This is a genomic window from Pontibacter arcticus, assembly GCF_003284895.1.
Lineage (GTDB): Bacteria > Bacteroidota > Bacteroidia > Cytophagales > Hymenobacteraceae > Pontibacter > Pontibacter arcticus.
The window spans coordinates 176,059-196,377 of the sequence record NZ_QMDV01000001.1 but is presented as its reverse complement, the minus strand read 5'-3'; the positions used below and the strand labels follow the sequence as shown (position 1 = coordinate 196,377).

At 47.6% G+C, this 20,319-nt stretch carries 15 protein-coding genes; 14 read left to right on the top strand and 1 reads right to left on the bottom strand.

Features of this window, described 5'->3' with window-relative positions; genetic code table 11:
- Positions 1-153 precede the first annotated feature (153 nt).
- The 14 genes from lon to DP923_RS00780 all read left to right on the top strand — a co-directional run bounded on the left by lon (position 154) and on the right by DP923_RS00780 (position 20,089).
- The gene (gene lon / locus DP923_RS00850; RefSeq protein WP_112303693.1) at positions 154-2,646 is read left to right on the top strand and encodes an endopeptidase La; all 2,493 of its coding nucleotides are present in this window, start codon (positions 154-156) and stop codon (positions 2,644-2,646) included.
- A gap of 150 nt (positions 2,647-2,796) precedes the next feature.
- Complete coding sequence (hslU, locus tag DP923_RS00845) at positions 2,797-4,188, top strand: ATP-dependent protease ATPase subunit HslU (RefSeq protein WP_112303692.1); 1,392 nt, start codon at positions 2,797-2,799, stop codon at positions 4,186-4,188.
- A gap of 421 nt (positions 4,189-4,609) precedes the next feature.
- On the top strand, positions 4,610-5,338 hold the full coding sequence (locus DP923_RS00840) for an SDR family NAD(P)-dependent oxidoreductase (RefSeq protein WP_112303691.1): 729 nt from the start codon (positions 4,610-4,612) through the stop codon (positions 5,336-5,338).
- Between the two features lie 421 nt (positions 5,339-5,759).
- Positions 5,760-6,179, top strand: coding sequence for an IS1/IS1595 family N-terminal zinc-binding domain-containing protein (locus DP923_RS00830; protein ID WP_112303689.1), 420 nt, complete (start codon positions 5,760-5,762; stop codon positions 6,177-6,179).
- Between the two features lie 250 nt (positions 6,180-6,429).
- On the top strand, positions 6,430-7,767 hold the full coding sequence (locus tag DP923_RS00825) for a hypothetical protein (RefSeq protein WP_207801919.1): 1,338 nt from the start codon (positions 6,430-6,432) through the stop codon (positions 7,765-7,767).
- Positions 7,768-7,799: 32 nt separating this feature from the next.
- Entirely contained in the window at positions 7,800-8,063 is a 264-nt protein-coding gene (locus DP923_RS00820) for a DUF4212 domain-containing protein (protein ID WP_112303688.1), read from the top strand.
- Positions 8,064-8,091: 28 nt separating this feature from the next.
- A complete protein-coding gene (locus tag DP923_RS00815) occupies positions 8,092-9,783 on the top strand; it encodes a sodium:solute symporter family protein (RefSeq protein WP_112303687.1) in 1,692 nt (563 codons plus the stop codon).
- Between the two features lie 283 nt (positions 9,784-10,066).
- Positions 10,067-10,282: a hypothetical protein gene (locus tag DP923_RS00810; protein WP_112303686.1), complete on the top strand. Its 216-nt coding sequence runs from the start codon at positions 10,067-10,069 to the stop codon at positions 10,280-10,282.
- 3 nt (positions 10,283-10,285) lie between these two features.
- Positions 10,286-13,009 carry a sensor histidine kinase gene (locus DP923_RS00805; protein ID WP_112303685.1) on the top strand — a complete coding sequence of 908 codons (2,724 nt, stop codon included), beginning with the start codon at positions 10,286-10,288 and terminating at the stop codon, positions 13,007-13,009.
- Positions 13,010-13,011: 2 nt separating this feature from the next.
- On the top strand, positions 13,012-13,407 hold the full coding sequence (locus DP923_RS00800) for a response regulator transcription factor (protein WP_112303684.1): 396 nt from the start codon (positions 13,012-13,014) through the stop codon (positions 13,405-13,407).
- Positions 13,408-13,419: 12 nt separating this feature from the next.
- Positions 13,420-15,342: a propionyl-CoA synthetase gene (locus tag DP923_RS00795; RefSeq protein ID WP_112303683.1), complete on the top strand. Its 1,923-nt coding sequence runs from the start codon at positions 13,420-13,422 to the stop codon at positions 15,340-15,342.
- 76 nt (positions 15,343-15,418) lie between these two features.
- Positions 15,419-17,320 carry an acetate--CoA ligase gene (gene acs, locus DP923_RS00790; protein WP_112303682.1) on the top strand — a complete coding sequence of 634 codons (1,902 nt, stop codon included), beginning with the start codon at positions 15,419-15,421 and terminating at the stop codon, positions 17,318-17,320.
- Between the two features lie 241 nt (positions 17,321-17,561).
- Positions 17,562-19,409, top strand: a complete 1,848-nt coding sequence (locus tag DP923_RS00785; RefSeq protein ID WP_125047602.1) for a S41 family peptidase — start codon at positions 17,562-17,564, stop codon at positions 19,407-19,409.
- A gap of 296 nt (positions 19,410-19,705) precedes the next feature.
- A complete protein-coding gene (locus DP923_RS00780) occupies positions 19,706-20,089 on the top strand; it encodes a RidA family protein (RefSeq protein ID WP_112303680.1) in 384 nt (127 codons plus the stop codon).
- Between the two features lie 3 nt (positions 20,090-20,092).
- On the opposite strand, the gene DP923_RS16855 is transcribed toward DP923_RS00780, so the two are convergent.
- Entirely contained in the window at positions 20,093-20,221 is a 129-nt protein-coding gene (locus DP923_RS16855; protein ID WP_262510376.1) for a hypothetical protein, read from the bottom strand.
- Between the last annotated feature and the right edge of the window lie 98 nt (positions 20,222-20,319).

Here is a 20,319-nt window from a genome sequence, read left to right as displayed (position 1 = left end):
TGCCGCTTTTTGTGAGTTAAACTAGAAAAGTTACAAGTATGTCAGAGAAAACAGGCAATTTTACAGGCTTGGCACAAGTCTTGAAATTATAAGCACACGATCGAAATCAGCTTACCACAGCTGAATTTTCTGCCAGAATGGCACTACTACTATATGAACTATACACTCAAGAATTTTTTGCATAATTTGCTACTAAGTAATATAGCCGACGAAGAAGAAGACGACATGATTCCCATTATCACGGCTGATGCGGAAGAACAAATAGCGGCAGAAGATGTGCCCGACGAGCTGCCACTCTTAGCGGTTCGTAATACCGTTTTATTTCCGGGTGTGGTGTTGCCCATTACCGTTAGCCGCAAAAAGTCGGTGAGGCTGGTGCGCAAAGCCCATAAAGGAAATAAAATCATTGGCGTAGTTGCCCAGAAAAACATCAACAGCGACGACCCGACTGCCGAAGATATCTACGAAATTGGCACAATTGCTAAGATCCTGAAAATGCTGGTGCTGCCTGATGGCAATACCACGATTATCATTCAGGGTCAGAATCGCTTTAAGGTAGAAGAAGTAACCCAGGAAGATCCTTACCTGGCTGCCAAAGTGAGTTTGTGCAAGGAAACACCGATGGATAAAAAGGTGAAAGAAGTAAAAGCGTTGGTACAATCGCTGAAAGATGCGGCGGCCAAAGTGATGAAACTGAACCCTGAAATTCCGCAGGAGGCGCAGGTAGCGTTGGATAACATCGACAGCCCGAGTTTCCTGATGCACTTTTTATCGAGTAACCTGAACGTGGAAGTTGCCCAGAAGCAGCAGCTCCTCGAAGTAAACGACGGCACAGAGCGCGGTACCATGTTGCTGCAGCTGATGTTACGCGAGATACAATTGCTCGAACTGAAGCAGGAGATCCATACCAAAGTACACACCGACATCGACCAGCAGCAACGCGACTATTTCCTGCGCCAGCAGATAAAAGTGCTGCAGGATGAGTTGGGCCAGGAAGGACCGGACCAGGAAATAGAGCGTTTCCGGGAGCGTGCTGCCAAAAAGAAATGGCCGGAAGCAGTTGCGAAACATTTCAAAAAAGAAATTGAAAAACTGGCCCGCTTAAACTCGCAGGCCGCCGAATATCCACTGTCTGTCAACTACCTGGAGTTTTTGCTGGATCTGCCCTGGAACGAGTACACCAAGGATAATTTCAACCTGAACCGGACCAAAAAGATACTGGATGCCGACCACTATGGCCTGGAGAAAGTAAAGGAGCGCATCCTGGAATATTTGGCTGTACTGAAGCTGAAGAACGACATGAAAGCGCCTATACTTTGTTTGTACGGACCTCCGGGCGTTGGTAAAACATCATTGGGCCGCTCTGTTGCCAAAGCGCTGGGTCGTACTTATGTCAGAATGTCGTTGGGTGGCGTGCGCGACGAAGCAGAGATTCGCGGACACCGCCGTACGTATGTGGGCGCTATGCCCGGCAAGATCATCAGCCAGATAAAAAAGACCGGTTCATCTAACCCCGTAATCATACTGGATGAGATCGATAAACTGGCTTCTGATTTCCGCGGCGATCCGTCTTCGGCCTTACTCGAAGTGCTGGACCCGGAGCAGAACCATACGTTTATGGATAACTACCTGGATGTAGAGTATGACCTTTCCAAAGTCTTGTTCATTGCTACAGCCAACTCACTCGAAACCATACAGCCTGCTCTCCGCGACCGTATGGAAATCATCGAACTGACAGGTTATACTATCGAAGAGAAAATGGAGATAGCCAAGCGCCACCTTTTACCCAAGCAGATAGCAGACCACGGCCTGCTGGATGAAGATGTGAAACTGGCGAAAGGCACCATTCAGAAACTGATCGAAGATTATACCCGCGAGTCGGGTGTGCGTAACCTGGAGCGTAAGCTGGGCCAGCTCATCCGGAACACAGCCAAACTAAAGGCAATGGATAAAGAGTATGCCAAAACCATTAAGCCCGAAGATGTGGTGAAGATCATGGGGTCTGAGATCTTCGACAAAGAAATTTACCAGGATATTGATACGGCAGGCGTGGTAACCGGCCTTGCCTGGACCTCGGTAGGTGGCGATATACTTTTCATTGAATCGCTGCTGAGCAAAGGCAAAGGCAAATTAACGTTGTCGGGGCAGTTGGGTGATGTGATGAAAGAATCAGCTATGACGGCAATCACGTACCTGAAAGCGCATGCTGAACTGCTGGATATTGATTACCGCCTGTTCGACCAGTATGACCTGCATATTCACTTCCCGGAGGGCGCTGTTCCAAAAGACGGCCCGTCGGCGGGTATTGCCATTTTTACGTCTATCGCATCCGTGTTTACACAGCGCAAAGTTAAATCGCGCCTCGCCATGACCGGTGAAATTACCCTGCGCGGAAAAGTATTGCCTGTAGGCGGCATCAAAGAAAAAATTCTGGCAGCCAAGCGCGCCGGCATTACGGATGTTATACTTTGCCAGAAAAACAGGAAAGACATTAACGAGATACCGGCACATTACATCAAAGGCATCCAGATTCATTTCGTGGACCGCGTAGACGAAGTAGTGCAGATTGCGTTGCTGAAAGACCAGGTGAAAAACCCACTAAAACTGGTGGTAACCGAAGATGCAAAAGCAGCAATAACAGAATAATGGTTTCGGTCCCAGGCTATACTTTGTAAAGTATAAAATACGGTTTGCAGTAAAGAATAAAGTATAGGCCAGGCCAATAGAAAACAGTTAGAAACGTTCCGTGTTAAAAGTATAAAAGCACGGAACGTTATACTTGTAACAGCTTAAACTATGTTAGATAATATCGAACACCTGACACCGGCACAGATTGTAGCTGAGCTGGATAAATATATAATCGGGCAGAAAGACGCCAAACGCAACGTAGCCATCGCGCTCCGTAACCGCTGGCGCCGCATGAATGCAGACGAAAACATTCGCCGCGAAATTGTTCCGAATAACATTCTGATGATCGGGGCAACCGGCGTTGGTAAAACAGAAATTGCGCGCCGCCTGGCTAAAATTGCCGATGCACCTTTCACGAAAGTAGAAGCCTCCAAATTTACCGAAGTTGGCTACGTAGGCCGCGACGTAGAAAGTATGGTACGCGACCTGGTGGAGCAATCCGTGAACATGGTAAAGACGCGCAAAAAAGAAGAAGTAAAAGTGCAGGCCGCCGAAATGGTAGAGGAAATTATACTGGATGCGTTGATTCCACCCATTCAGGGCCGCTCTACCACACCGATAAGTATGGCTGCGCACCCGGATGCCATTCCGGATTCTGATTACGAACTGAACGAGCGCACCCGCGATAAATTTCGGGAAAAGATAAAGAACGGCGAACTCGAAGACCGCAAAATTGAAATCAGAATTCAGCACAACGGGGCGCCGGGCGTAGGCATTATGGGGCCGGGCATGGATGAAGCTTCCATGATGAACATCCAGGAGATGATCAGCGGCATGATGCCCAAGAAAACCAAAAAGCGCAAAGTAACCATCGCGGAAGCCCGCAAATTACTTTTAGATGAAGAAGCCGCCAAGCTCATCGACATGGATGAAGTAAAGGAAGAAGCGATCTTTAAAGCTGAAAATTCGGGCGTTATTTTTATTGATGAGATTGATAAAGTAGCCAGCTCGAGCAAGAAAGGCGGAGGCCCGGATGTAAGCCGCGAAGGCGTGCAGCGCGATCTGCTCCCGATTGTGGAAGGAAGCTCTGTCAATACAAAGTATGGCGTTATCAATACAGACCATATTCTATTTATTGCAGCCGGTGCGTTCCACGTAGCCAAGCCATCAGATCTGATTCCGGAGTTACAGGGCCGCTTCCCGATCCGGGTAGAGTTGCAGAGCCTGACAAAAGACGATTTCTACCAGATCCTGAAGTTCCCGAAAAACGCACTAACGAAGCAATACGAAGCGCTTTTAGCTGCCGAGGATGTGGAGCTTACCTTTAACGACGAAGCGCTGGACGAGATTGCAAGCCTGGCTTACGAAGTAAATGCCGAAGTAGAAAATATTGGCGCACGCCGTTTGCAAACCATCATGAGCCGCCTGCTGAACGACATACTTTTTGATGTGCCGGACATCATCGGAGCCAATGCCAAAATCGTGATCACCCGCGAACTGGTAAAAGAACGCCTCTCCGATATGGTGAAAAACAGGGATTTAAGCCAGTATATTTTATAATTACGAATTAAGAATTACGAGTTACGAATAAAGTATAAAAGCCGGCATTTTTGCGAAAGCAGAGGTGCCGGCTTTTGTTTTGGCTTTGTTTTAAGGGTTGATCGTGTGTTGCAGTAACCCACCCCTAACCCCTCCGAGGAGGGGAACCAGCAATCATTTCAACAATTAGTGTTTTTTTGGCTTTCTCTTTTACTCCATCTACTTAAGATGAGGTAAATGATAGTACAAGTATAAATTCCCCTCCTGGGAGGGGTTAGGAGTGGGTTTAACTGGTGAGTTTTTATACTTGCAGCAGTTTCTAAAATCATTTACTCCATATCAAAACACAAACCCTTTTTAACCCTGATCCAGCCTTCCTGCGTACTCCTGAATGTATACTTTTCTAACTTTCGACCTTCTAACTTTCTAACTTAATAAGACTGTGAACTACTACATCATCACCGGAGCCAGCAAAGGCATAGGCAAAGCACTAGCCGAAGAACTACTGAAAGACGAAAATAACCATGTGGTGGGCGTTTGCCGAACCAGCACCATACAACACCCCAACTACCGCCACCAGCCCCTCGATTTTTCGGATATTGCAGCAGTGGAGCATAACCTGCAAAAAGTGTTTCTGCCTTACAAAGATGCTGAAAAACTGGTGCTGGTAAACAATGCCGGCGTGCTCGGAGACATCGGGTATGTAGGCGAGGGGATGGCGAACGAGCGTTTTGAGTTTGTGTTTGACGTAAACGTGATCGTGCCTGCCATGCTCATGAACACCTTCCTGGAAGTATACCGCGTACTGGATTGCCCAAAAGTGATACTTAACATAAGCTCAGGTGCCGGCAAATACCCGATTGATGGCTGGGCAGCTTATTGCGCTTCTAAAGCGGCGCTGGATATGTTGTCCATGACCATGCAGAAAGAGCAGGAGGTGCGTGGCAGCAATGTGCAAATATTCTCTCTGTCGCCGGGTGTGGTAGATACGGGTATGCAGGAAAATATCCGGGAAGCCGATGCAGGCCAGTTCAGTACGGTGCAGAAGTTCAGGGAATACAAAGCCAACGGCGACCTGGCAAGCCCCGACGAAGTAGGAGAGAAGATCGCACGTTTTCTACAAAACACAGACAAGTATAATGAGGTGTTGCTTTCTGTACGGGATATGTGATATAGAATTACGAATTACGAATTACGAATTACGAATTCTTTTCCCTGCGCAACTATAATGCTATAATAGTTGGGCCTTTTACTTCCTGCCATTCTGATGTTTTTACTCTCAACTATACTTTCACCAGCAGGCGCTTGCTGGTAAAAACACACCGTAAGGAAAGCGGAGATTGATTCATCAAAAAAAACACTGAACAACTTCAACTTATAAAGTATAAAAATCAAAAAACCTGGCTGTATCAGCCAGGTTTTTTGATTTCTGGAAGAAAGTCGAATTCCTGTAGCAGAAGTGTAAAGTATAGCTATCAGTGTTTATACATTGATTTACAATTATATAGATAGATTATTTTCTTGCTAATTTGTTATAGTTATGCTAATTTGATATAGCTATTGTGTCAATTTAGTTTATACTTCAGTTACAGATGAAAAATCCTGCCTGTCCCAAATGCGATTCTCTTCAGGTTGTAAAAAGTGGTATCATCAATGATCGGCAGCGGTATCGTTGTAAAAAGTGCACTTATTACTTCACGGTAAATAAAATTGGCAAAGGCATCGACAGTTATTATGTGACCAAAGCCCTGCAGCTTTACATCGAAGGCATCAGTTACCGCGAGATAGAACGCATCCTCGGCATCAGCCATGTATCGATCATGAACTGGGTGAAGAAGTATAAAATCAAAGCGCCGGAGCAAACCGAGTACCATCCAACCTACAAAATCCTGAACCACGCCGAGCTGGTTGAGCACCTCAAAAACAGCAGCAACCTGAAAGGAGCCGGCATGATGATAACCGAGCTGGGCGACAAATACATGATGATCAAATGGACACGTTTCAAGGATTAACCTGCTTTGCGGTTCAGGTAACCGGTTTCTATACATTACCAACAACCACTATTTCGCTTCTTAATTTTCAGCTTTCGCTGGTAATCTTCTTTTTTCTGGGGGGTGCGACTATCCGCTTTTAGGTAAAAAGTATAGTTAGTTACCAAATATATACCCGCGTTTACCTTTCTTGTAATTTTTTACATAATATAGATTACTTAACCGGGGAAACAGCTGCCTCTCCTTACACCTTTTAACATCCTGTATACCAATGAAAAAACTGTTACGAATGGTAGCAGCAGGGCTATTGCTTTGCTGTGTAGGTGGAAGCGCGAAAGCGCAGGGGTCTACGCTCTACGGAGGAGGTATAAAAGTGCCTTTAAACGATGATGGCTCCAAGTATATCCGTTTTATAACCTGGCACCAGGTCTGGGCGCGGTACAACGAAAACAACTCGGGTTCTATCCGCAACAACGAGCAACAGGACAATACCCTCGACTTTGGCCTGCGCCGTTCCCGTGTATTGCTTTACGCCCAGATATCGCCACGCTTTTTAATTGTATCGCACTTTGGTATTAACAACCAGAATGCAGTGAGCGGCGGTCTGGCAGCTACAGACGGGAAAAAGCCCCAGTTGTTTCTGCACGATGCCTACACCGAGTATAAAGTGTTTGGTAACGCACTCTCGGTTGGGGCCGGGCTGCATTACTGGAACGGCATTTCCCGTATGACCAATACCAGTACCCTTAATTTCATGGCCATCGATGCACCTATCTTTAATTGGCCTACCATCGATGCCACCGACCAGTTTGCGCGCATGATCGGGGTATATGCCAAAGGTAAACTGGGCAAGCTGGATTACCGGGTAGCGGTAAACGATGCCTTCTCTACCACGCTGGGCCGAACGATAACATCAGCCTCCAATTATAATCCTGAGAACAATAAGAAAGTATACCAGGGCTATTTTAATTACCAGTTCCTGGAGCAGGAATCTAACCTGTTGCCTTACATGGTGGGCACTTACCTGGGTACTAAAAAAGTGTTTAACATTGGTGCTGGCTTTATGCACCACGGCGATGGTGCCTGGCACGCCGAGCAACGCGGTTTAACCCAGGATACCGTTAAAACCAACATCGATCTTTTTGGTGTGGATGCCTTCCTGGATCTGCCTTTAAACCAGGAATCGGGTACGGCACTTACAGCTTATACCGTGTATTATAACTATGATTTCGGAAGAGATTATGTGCGCAGCATCGGGATTATGAATCCGGCTACAGGGGGCGGCGCATTGCGTGGCAATGCTTACCCAACTGTTGGTACCGGTAATATTCTCTACACCCAGGTGGGTTACCTGCTTCCGAAAGATCTGCTCGGAGAGAAAGCCAGGCTGCAACCTTACGGCGCTTTCAGCTACAACAATTTTGAAGGCTTGCGCGACAACAGCGGCGACAAAGTACCGGCCAAAGTGCTGGATATAGGTGCTAATGTGTACCTGGAAGGGCACCATGCCAAGTTCACGCTCAATTACCGCAACCGCCCCGATTACACCAATATCAACAACCTGAAGTACCGCCCCGAAATTACCCTGCAGGCGATGATCTATTTATAAGCATCTCACACAGAACTTAACGCTTAACACATATGGAAAATCATAAAAAGAAAATGCAGGAATACTGGCAACGCAACGTCCGGATCCTGCTCACGCTGCTGGGCCTTTGGTTCGCGGTTTCATACTTGTTCGGCATCGTCTTCGTCGATGAACTGAACACGATCCGGCTGGGTGGTTTTAAACTGGGTTTCTGGTTTGCACAGCAGGGTTCCATCTACTTTTTCGTGGTCATTATCTTTATTTATGTATGGATGATGAACCGGCTCGACCAGGAATTTGATGTACACGAAGACTAATTGATCCACACTTTAAACGTATAAAACCATGAGCATTTTAGCCTGGACATATTTGATTGTGGGCCTTAGTTTTGCCCTCTACATTGGCATCGCGATCTGGTCGCGTGCCGGATCAACAAAAGAATTCTACGTAGCCGGTGGCGGCGTAAGCCCGCTGGCCAATGGTATGGCAACCGCCGCCGACTGGATGAGTGCCGCTTCCTTTATTTCGATGGCCGGCCTGATCTCGTTTATGGGCTACGACGGCTCTGTTTACCTGATGGGCTGGACGGGTGGGTATGTATTGCTGGCCTTGTTGCTGGCACCGTACCTGCGCAAGTTCGGTAAGTTTACCGTTCCGGATTTTGTAGGCGACCGTTACTATTCCAAAACTGCCCGCCTGGTGGCTGTTGTGTGCGCCATCTTTATCTCGTTTACCTATGTGGCCGGGCAGATGCGTGGCGTGGGTATTGTGTTCTCGCGTTTCCTGGAAGTACAGATTGAGACCGGTGTTATCATCGGGATGATCATCGTACTCTTTTATGCTGTACTAGGCGGTATGAAAGGCATTACTTATACACAGGTAGCGCAATACTGCGTGCTGATCTTTGCATACATGGTGCCGGCTATTTTCATTTCCATCCTTTTAACGGGCAACCCTATTCCGCAACTTGGTTTAGGCAGCGAACTGAAAGAAGGAGGCTACCTGCTGGATAAACTGGATGGTATGCTCACAGAACTCGGCTTTACGGCTTACACGGATGGCAGCAAATCTACGATAGATGTGTTCTTTATCACGGCCGCGTTAATGGTAGGTACGGCCGGTTTGCCTCACGTAATCGTGCGCTTTTTTACCGTACCAAAAGTAAAAGATGCACGTTTATCGGCTGGTTATGCTTTGATTTTTATCGCCATACTTTACACGGCTGCGCCTGCAGTAGGCGCCTTTGGGATGTATAATATGCTGAACACGACTGTCGATAAACCGATCAATTCTATGCCGCAGTGGGTAGGCAACTGGCAGAAAACAAAGCTTATCGGCATCGAAGATAAAAACGGCGATGGCCTGGTGCAATATGTAAAAGATCCTGCCGTAAATGAGCTCACCATTGACAAGGATATCATGGTGCTGGCCAACCCGGAAATTGCTCAGCTGCCAAACTGGGTTATTGCACTGGTAGCGGCGGGTGGTCTGGCAGCAGCGCTTTCCACGGCGGCTGGTCTGTTACTGGTAATTTCCACATCCATTGCGCATGACCTGCTCAAAAAATCGTTTGTGCCGGATATTACCGAAAAGAAAGAGCTATTGGCAGCCCGTGTGGCAGCAGCCGTAGCTGTGGTAATTGCCGGATACTTTGGCATTAACCCGCCGGGCTTTGTAGCCGAAGTAGTGGCGTTTGCCTTTGGTCTGGCAGCGGCATCGTTCTTCCCGGTTATCATCATGGGCATCTTCTCTAAAACCATGAACAAACAGGGCGCTATCTGGGGCATGATCACAGGTTTGGTGTTCACGATCTCCTACATTTCATACTTTAAATTCATCAGCCCCGAGCTTAACACACCGGATAACTGGCTCTTTAGTATTTCGCCGGAAGGGATTGGTACGGTTGGGATGATCCTGAATTTTATTGTATCTTTTGTGATATCCCGCTTTACGCCGCCACCGCCACTGCATGTGCAGGAACTGATCGAAGACATCCGCGTTCCGCGTGGTGCTGGCGCTGCCGTATCGCATCATTAGCAGAAGTATAGATCAGATAAAAGTATAAAATGGTTAATCGGTAAAAATGGCCGGTTAACCATTTCCTTGTAAAACAGGTGTGATTTACGCCTGGTATCGCTAACTTAAGTCATCATATAACTGCTCCCCATAAGGAGCTGGCATCCTGATTCTATCAAGAAATCACTTCCGAAGAGGGGTTAGGAGTGAGTTAACAATAGCAACATAAAACTCAGGCAAAATTATTAAGCAAAGTGAGCAGCAGTAACCCAACTAATTTCTGTTTTAAGTAAAGAACGACCCTATGCGCGATAGAGTGAAAGGCAGGCGATTATTCTTTATCAGTGCGCTGTTTCTGGTGCTGCTCAATTATCCGGTGCTTTCCATTTTTAACAAGAGTAAAGTGATAATGGGCGTGCCGCTTTTATACTTCTACCTGATGCTGGCCTGGCTGGCATGTATTGGTTCTATTGCGTGGTTCGTGGAAAGGGAGCGCATCAAAAAAACAAAACAGAAATAACACATGAATTACTGGCTGGTTATTGCGGTTTCGTTTTGTTACCTGGCACTGCTCTTCGGGCTGGCTTCGTGGGCCGAAAGGCGCTCTGCAGCTGGCAGAAGCCTGGTGGCGAACCCGTATATCTATGCCCTTTCGCTGGCCGTTTACTGCACCGCCTGGACCTACTACGGCAGCGTAGGCCGGGCGGCATTGGGTGGCCTGGAGTACCTGGCTATCTATGTTGGCCCCACCTTAATGGCGCCGCTCTGGTGGGTGGTACTACGCAAGATCATCCGCATCTGTAAAGTACAGCGCATCACCACCATCGCCGATTTTATTTCGTCACGGTATGGCAAAGATGTAAAATTGGGAAGTATAGCTACCATTATTTGTGTGCTGGGTATTGTGCCCTATATCTCTATCCAGTTAAAAGCCATTGCCAGCAGTTTGTTTATACTTACCGGAAGGGCTGGCGCAACAGAAGCGTTTCCGGATACTTCTTTTTTTATAACGCTGGGGCTGGGCCTTTTTACGATTGTGTATGGTACGCGGCATGTAGAGGCAACCGAGCGGCACGAAGGGATGGTGACGGCCATTGCATTTGAATCGGTATTAAAGCTGGTGGTTTTCCTGGTGGCCGGCGTTTTTGTGACCTACGGCGTTTTTAAAGGATTTGATGATATCATGCGGCAGGCAAGATCGCTCCCGGATTTTGAGCAATTGATGTCGTTTAAAACCGAAGGTGGCTACGCACAATGGTTCTGGATGGTCGTATTGTCTATGATGGCAATTCTTTTTCTGCCGCGCCAGTTCCAGGTGGCTGTCGTAGAGAACGTAAACGAAGAACACCTGAATAAAGCCATGTGGCTCTTTCCGTTATACTTATTTGCGATCAATATTTTCGTGCTTCCGATTGCTTTTGGCGGCGACCTGCTTTTCCGGAACGGTACGGTAGATGCGGATATGTTTGTGCTGGCCATTCCGTTAAGCCAGGGCCAGGACCTGCTGGCGTTGCTGGTATACCTGGGCGGTTATTCGGCAGCCACCAGTATGGTTATTGTCGCTACTATCTCTTTAAGTGTGATGATGAGCAACAACCTGATCATGCCGCTGCTGGTGGGCATTCCGGCGCTCAAAAACCGCTATCAACACAAACTGACTGTTATACTTTTGTACAGCCGCCGGCTTTGTATTTTGTTGGTGTTGCTGCTCGCTTATTTATACTACAAGGGCGTAGCCGAATATTATTCTCTGCTCGAGATCGGGTTGGTTTCGTTTGCGGCAGTGGCCCAGTTTGCACCGGCTATTATCGGAGGCATTTTCTGGAAAGAAGGCACACGCTACGGAGCGCTGACCGGGATATTGGTTGGAGCCATACTTTGGTTTTATACCTTGGTGGTTCCGTCTATTGTCGGGGTGGGCTTACTGCCTGCCACTATACTTGCCGAAGGGCCTTTGGGCATTTCGTGGCTGAAACCCTTTGAGTTGTTTGGACTGGAAGGGATGGATTACATTTCGCATGCTATGTTCTGGAGCATGTTCCTGAATACCGGTTTATACATTGGGGTGTCGTTACTTACCCGGCAAACCTCCCAGGAGCGTAACCAGGCCGAAGTTTTTGTCGATATCTTTAAATACTCCACCGTTTTCGAAACGTCCATCGTCTGGAAAGGCACTGCTTACATCCCGGATATAAGATCGTTGCTGGTTAATTTTTTAGGTGAGAAAAGAGCCGAGAGTGCCCTTAAAACATACCGCCGAAAATACCCCGAACCCGAAGATGCAACCGGCAAAGCAGATCCCAAACTGGTAACGTATGCCGAAAAGTTGCTGGCCGGTGTGATCGGGTCATCGTCGGCGCGCATTATGGTGGCATCCGTGGCTAAAGAAGAAAAGATAAGTATAGACGAGGTACTGCACATCCTCAGAGAGTCGCAGCAGCTTATTTCTATTAACAACGAGCTGCGCCGCAAATCGCTGGAACTGCGCAAAGCAACCCAGCAACTCAGCAGTGCCAACGAACAACTAAGGCTACTGGATGAGCAGAAAGACGAGTTCCTGTCTACGGTTACGCACGAGCTGCGCACGCCGCTTACCTCTATCCGCGCCTTGTCCGAAATACTATATGATAACCCAGATCTGGACAGAGAAGACCAGGAGCATTTCCTGCACACTATTGTAAAAGAATCCGAGCGCCTCACCCGCCTGATCACGCACGTGCTCGACCTCGAAAAATTTGAATCCGGCAAGTATGAATTAAACCTGTCGGAGGTACGGATCGAAGAAATCGTGCAGGAATCGCTGGACGCGCTGGAAAGCCTGGTGCAGGAAAAAAACATAGAACTGCTGGTAGATGTGCAGCACGAAATGCCTGCCATCCGTGCCGACCGCGACCGCCTGATACAGGTAATGGTAAACCTGGTTTCGAATGCTATCAAGTTCTGCAACCCGGACAACGGACAGATTTCCGTATCGGGGTATTACCTGGATGGTATGATCAAGATCAATGTATCAGACAATGGAAAAGGCATCGACGAAGAAGCTAAAAAACAGGTATTCGATAAGTTTTACCAGGCCCAGAACCAGAACATACGCAAGCCCGAAGGCAGCGGGCTTGGCCTGGCCATCAGCAAAAAAATAATAGAATCGCATAAAGGGCAGATGTGGGTCGAGAGTGAAGTTGGCAAAGGCGCCAGGTTCTCTTTTGTAGTACCGGTACACGTAAAAGAAGAAGCAGCCAAAGTATAAACATGAAAAAGGAAGGCAAAAAATGGAAAGTGCTGGTAGTGGATGATGAGCCCAGTATACTGATGCCGCTGGAGTTTCTGATGCGCAAAAGTGGCTACCAAGTATACATTGCCCGCAACGGTACCGAAGCGATCGAGAGCGTGGACCGCGAACTGCCGCAGATAATTGTGCTGGATATTATGATGCCTGATGTGGATGGGTATGAAGTATGCCGCTACATCCGGAGCCAAGCAAAAATGGAAGGTGCTAAAGTGATTTTCCTGAGTGCCAAAACAAAAGAAGCAGACATTAAAAAAGGCTACGAAGCAGGGGCAGACCTCTACATACCAAAGCCTTTTTCTACCCGCTTCCTGATGGAGAAAATAAAAGAGCTGACGCAAAGCGAAGAGAACAGTTAAAGCAACAGAGCGATGGAAAAAGAAAAGCAAATACACCAAACGTATGCCGCCGCTTACGCGCAAAGTATAACCGACCCCGAAGGTTTCTGGGGAGAACAAGCGAAGCAGATTGCCTGGTTCCGGGAGCCCGAGCAGGTCCTGAGCAAAGATGAAAAAGGCTTTTACCGCTGGTTTAAAGGCGGCCAGCTAAACACCGCTTACCTTGCCCTGGATTACCACGTGGAAAACGGCCGCGCCAACCAGACTGCCCTCATTTACGATTCCCCGGTAACCGATACCATCCGGAAGTATACGTACACAGAACTACGCGATCTGGTCGCAAAATTTGCAGGCGGTTTAAGCAGTTTGGGTGTGGGCAAAGGCGATACGGTAGTTATTTACATGCCTGTTATTCCGGAGGCAATGATCGCGATGCTGGCCTGTGCTAGGTTGGGAGCCATCCACTCGGTGGTGTTTGGTGGGTTTGCACCACACGAACTGACCGTCAGGATTGATGATGCGCAGCCGAAAGTGGTGATATCTGCTTCCTGCGGAATCGAGTTTGACAAGCACATCCCGTACAAGCCGCTGCTCGACGAAGCCCTTCAGAAAAGCCGCCACAAACCTAACCATACCATTATCCTGCAACGCCCGTACGTGGAAGCCACCATGCAACCGGGCCGCGACCTCGATTACAACGAACTGCTGCAAAATGCCACGCCCGCAGACTGCGTTCCGGTAGATGCCCACGATCCGCTTTACATACTTTATACGTCCGGCACTACGGGCAAACCCAAAGGTATTGTACGCGATAACGGCGGCCACGCGGTCGCTTTAAAGTATAGCATGAAAGCCGTGTATGGCGTTGACCCCGGCGATGTGTTCTGGGCTGCTTCAGATGTAGGCTGGGCCGTAGGGCACTCGTACCTGGTGTATGCGCCATTAATACATGGGTGTACCACTGTTTTATTTGAAGGTAAACCCGTTCGTACGCCGGATGCTGGTACGTTTTGGCGCGTGATCCAGGAGCACCAGGTTAAGGTTTTATTTACTGCACCCACTGCCATCCGCGCCATCAAGAAAGAAGACCCTGAAGGAACGTATAAAACAAAGTATAACCTGAGTTCGCTCAAGTACCTGTTCCTGGCCGGCGAGCGCTGCGACAGCGCTACCTATTACTGGGCCAAGGATATGCTGAAAGTACCCGTAATAGACCATTGGTGGCAGACAGAATCCGGGTGGCCGATGGTAGCGAACATGGTAGGCTACGGGTTGATACAGCCAAGGCCGGGCTCTGCCGGAAAACCGGTTTGCGGCTATAAAGTAGAGATTCTGGGCGAAGAAGGGCAGGCGCTTATTCCGGCGCAGGAAGGCTATGTAGCTGTTAAGCTGCCGCTGCCTCCGGGCTGTTTGCCTACGCTCTGGCAGGACGATGACCGGTTCAGCAAATCGTACCTGGAGCGCTTTCCGGGGTATTACATGACAGGCGATGGCGGGTACATTGACGAAGACGGCTATGTGTACATCATGGGCCGGATCGATGACGTGATTAACGTATCGGGGCACAGGTTATCGACCGGCGAGATGGAAGAAATGGTTTCGTCGCATCCGGCGGTAGCCGAGTGTGCCGTTATCGGCATTTCGGATGAACTGCGCGGGCAGCGGCCTATCGGTTTGGTGGTGTTAAAAGACGGCCAGACCATCAGCGAAAGCGATATAGAACGCGAACTGATCCAGCTGATCCGCGAAAAAATAGGGGCGGTGGCCTACTTCAGAAGTGCGCTGGTTATTAAACGGCTGCCCAAAACACGCTCCGGCAAGATCCTGCGGAAAATAATGCGCAACATTGCCGACGGCGAGCATTACGCCATTCCGTCTACCATCGACGACCCGGCCATCCTGACCGAAATACACGACAGCCTGCGCGAACGAAAGATCGGCAACGCTTTCCTGTAAAGTATAAAAATAACTTATCGCCAAAGAGCATCTCAAAAGTATAAACTGACATTTTCTAAGCTAAACCAACAGCAGCATGGACAACAACTTTCAGATCAAAACCTTTGAAGAATACCAGCAAGCCTACCAGCAAAGTGTAGATAACCCGGAAGCGTTCTGGGAAAGTATAGCCGATACCTTTACCTGGCGCAAAAAGTGGGACAAAACACTGGAGTGGAATTTTGAAGAACCAAGTATAAAATGGTTTCAGGGCGGAAAGCTTAACATAACAGAAAACTGCCTGGACCGCCACCTGAAAACGCGTGGTAACAAACTAGCCATTATCTGGGAGCCCAATGACCCCAAAGAGCGGTATATCCGGTTTACCTACAAGGAAGTATACGAGCGCGTTTGCCAGTTTGCGAATGTGCTTAAAAAGAACGGCGTACAGAAAGGCGACCGCGTGTGTATTTACATGCCAATGATTCCAGAGCTGGCATTTGCTGTGCTGGCCTGTGCTAGAATTGGAGCGGTGCACTCGGTTATTTTTGCCGGCTTTTCTGCTTCTGCTATGGCCGATAGAATTAACGATGCCGGCGCTAAAATGATCCTGACCTCGGATGGCCTGAACCGTGGCTCGAAACAGATACCCGTAAAACGCGTGGTAGACGAAGCGCTGGAGCACTGCCCATCCGTAGAAAAAGTAATTGTAGTAGAGCGCCTGGGCTGGGCCGTGAACATGGTGGAAGGCCGCGATGTATGGTACCACGACGAAGTAAAAGATGTATCCAAAGAGTGTCCTGCCGAAGAAATGGACGCCGAAGACATGCTGTTCATACTCTATACGTCGGGCTCTACAGGCAAACCCAAGGGCGTGGTGCATACCTGCGGCGGGTATATGGTATCGGCGCAGTACACGTTCAGTAACGTGTTCCAGTACCAGGAAAGCGACATTTACTGGTGTACCGCCGATGTTGGCTGGGTAACAGGCCACACGTATTTGCTGTATGGTCCGTTGCTTTCGGGTGCTACTACGCTGATGTTCGAGGGTGTGCCGACGTACCCGGATATGGGGCGTTTCTGGCAGGTTGTGGATAAGTTTGGCGTTACAATTTTTTACACGGCGCCAACGGCTATCCGGGCGTTAATGGCCGGCGATATTGACGATGTACTTTCGTATAGTTTAGACTCATTGAAAGTGCTGGGCTCGGTGGGCGAACCCATAAACGAGGAAGCCTGGCATTGGTACCACACCCACGTAGGCAAGGAGCGCTGTCCGCTGGTAGATACCTGGTGGCAAACTGAGACCGGCGGCATCATGATCTCGACGCTGGCGGGCGTTACACCCATGAAACCGGCCCACGCCACCCTGCCGCTTCCGGGCATACAACCCATACTTGTAAACAGCGACGGCTCCGAAATAACCGAAAACGAAGTAGAAGGCCACCTGTGCATTAAATTTCCGTGGCCGGGCATGATCCGCACCACCTATGGCGACCACGAGCGCGCGCGCCTCAGCTACTTCTCCACGTACAAAAATTTATACTTTACAGGCGATGGTGCCAAGCGCGATAAGGATGGTTTGTACCGTATCATTGGTCGTGTAGATGATGTGATCAACGTATCCGGCCACCGCTTCGGCACCGCCGAAATTGAAGAGGCCATCAACCACAACGAGCACGTGATAGAATCTGCTGTGGTGGGGTACCCGCACGATGTAAAAGGCCAGGGGATTTACGCCTTCGTGATTTGTAAAGACATACCGGAGCGGGAAGACTGGCTGCGCGCCGAAATCATCGAAACGGTTGTGGAGAAGATCGGAAAAATTGCCAAGCCCGATAAGATTCAGATCGTGAGTGGCCTGCCCAAAACCCGCTCCGGCAAGATCATGCGCCGCATCCTCCGCAAAATAGCCGAAGGCGATACTTCTAATTTAGGTGATACTTCTACGCTGCTCGATCCGGATGTGGTGGATGAAATTAAAGAAGGCGCTTTGTAGAGATATAGTTTAGTTGTTAGAAAACCCTGCCGCCCTTGCGGCAGGGTTTTTTTCTTTGAGGGGGCAGCACTATACTAGGACGTAATTAGAATAAGAATAGAACAGCATATTAAAAAAAGGAAGTTAATTTTATGCCTGTTGCAACCTGACAGGGTAAACCGGAATCCTAAGTAAAGCAACTATCAACCTGAAAGTATAGGAACGAAAAGTACAGCCAGCCTCCAGTTACAATTTATTCTAAATGAAACTAACATCTGCATTCGTATCAGTTCTTCTGTTTATCTTCTTTCTCAATAGTCCTTTTGCATCGTTGGCACAGCGCGTTGCCAAAATTAAAAATTCAAATCATTATACTCCAGACAGTACCTTAACAGACAGGCAAGTAGATAACCTGTTTGCTTTTGCCAAAGTGTATGGGTACGTAAAATACTTTTATCCATTAAAAGACAAGGAGCATATAAACTGGAATTTTGTTGCCACAGCCGGTACTCAGAAAATAATAAGTGCAGAGAATAGTGTAGCACTGCGAGATTCCCTAACTGCCTTTTTCAGACCTATTGCTCCGTTGCTGAAAATCAGCAGCAACCCGGAAGCAGCAGAAATATTAAGTAAAAAAGCTTTGCAAAGTACATTGGATGCTACAGAAAGTTCCGGTCGGTATTACTACAATTATCATGAAGGGCTCGGGCAGGATAAACAAGATTTGCCTCCTGTTTCAAGAATTATAACTAGCTCATTGTATAAAAGCAAAACGCTGGAAGCCGACCAGCAGACATACTTTCATTTAGTAACAGCAGGTACTATCCTTCCTGTAGACAGCCTTTATTCTGCCCAGATCGGAGAAGATCTGTTTTGTTCTTTACCACTTGTGTTAACGGAGAAGAACTATGAAAACAATCAAGCCTACAAACGCCACCGCAAAAAGTATAAGCCCAACCTAAACCTGCACCACGACAGAATTGCCAACTTGGTTATTCTCTGGAACATATTTCAACACTTTCATCCATATCTCGAAAATACAGGAGGCTGGAATAAAGTTTTCTTTCGGACGATGAAGCAGGCCTCACCTGCGATGGACAAAAATAGCTTTGCAAAACTACAGTATGCGCTTATCGCTTCCTTAAAAGACGGACATGCCAATATTGCAAACTCAAACAGCATCGGTATCTATAAAAGACCAACTTTACCAGCTATAGAAACAGGCTGGATAGAAGGACAAATAGTTGTTACCAAAGTAAATATGACTGATACCACTATTCAACAAGGAGATATTTTAGAAAAAATTGATTCAGTCGAAGCGAATGTAGCTGTTGAGAATCTGAAAAAGTATACTTCTTCGGCCGACGAGCATAATCTTGATTTGATAGCAGGTGAAAGAGTTTTGAGTTGGCAGAAGACAGTTAGTTTAAAGATTACAGACAGTGCTGGTAACAGAAAAGATGCTATGCTGAGCAGGAATCCGAAGTTAAAAAAAGTGGTAAAGCCTGCCACCATCCGGAAGCTCGATAATAATATTTACCTACTTGATGCATCCACTCTAAATGAAAAGGAAATAGAAACAAACCTAACTGAGTTGAAACAGGCAAAAGGTATTATTGTAGATCTCAGAACGCGGCCTTCTGCTAATTTTTTAACAGGCGTATTGCCATACTTTATAAAAGCGGAAGTAGAAACAGGAAACTGGTTTATTCCGCATTACACGTTCCCGGACCAGGTAAATGTGAAGTATAAGCCGACCGGAAAATATGTTATTAAACCAAATGGTAAATATTTAAATGCGGCCAAAGTTTTTCTAATAGGGCACCATACTTTCAGCTACGGCGAAACCTGTGCTGAAGTAATTGACCACTACAAACTCGGTAAAACAATTGGCTGGTACACCGCTTCTACAAACGGCAATATCAACTTCTCGGGTATTGGGAAGCAACAGACAACCTGGACAGGTATGAAAGTTATGAAAAGAGACGGAAGCCCCTATCATGGAGTTGGGATAAAGCCTGAAATACTTGTAGAGCCAAACCTGCATGATATCAGATCTGGAAAAGCTTCGGAAGTTGAGGCAGCTATCAAGTACTTAACAGGATATTAGTTTGTGGAGGTGTTTTCCCTCGCAGGTTTTTCTTGAGAGAGAAATACCTAAAGTAAATGAAAATAATCTTTTGAGGGATGTAATTGATGGCACATTTACTATATACATAATGCAATAGTGTGGTGACAGGTCTAAAAAACTGGTCATTAGGAGTATAAAGCTGATCATCTGGTTTTAACCTCATTTTCAGCACTCGCACAAACAAAGTCTGTTACCGAGGAAAAGTTTAGCCAGATTAGTGATAATGAACAATGAATTACGTGTTTCACTTAAATCTTAATTAAAATCTAAACCTTATGTCCAGAAGAAAAGCTTTTACTGCCCCGGATGCCGTTGCTGTTGGTCCTTATTCGCATGCCGTGGAGGCCGGTGAGTTGGTGTACTTATCGGGCCAGACGCCAATAGATGCTGCTACCGGAAAACTGCTGGAAGGTGATATTACCGCCCAGACCGCGCAATGTTTCAAGAACCTGTTTGCCGTACTCGCTGCAGCCGGCCTGACGCCCGATGATGTGGTAAAAGTAAATATTTTTCTGACGGATATGGCCGATTTTGCTGCCATGAATGCCGTCTATGAAACTCAGTTTACGGCCCCATACCCGGCACGTACTACCATTGGCGTGGCTTCGCTGCCGTTGGGTGCGCAGGTAGAAATGGAGTTGATTGCCAGGAAAAGCTAGTTTTTACGTTGCGCTTGGGCGCTGCTCAAAAATTTTACCCACCCCTAACCCCTCCAGGGAGGGGAGTTTATACTTGCTCCTGAAATTCTCCCCTTTGAAGTTTAGGATCGTTTCATTCTCCTTTTTTGTCATCCTTAAAGGATCTTGTGAGCCAGTAGCAATGGTTTAACCTCCCGGGGGAAGGGGCCCTCTATTTCTGGCAGGTTTCTTAACAGAATGACAGAAAGTTT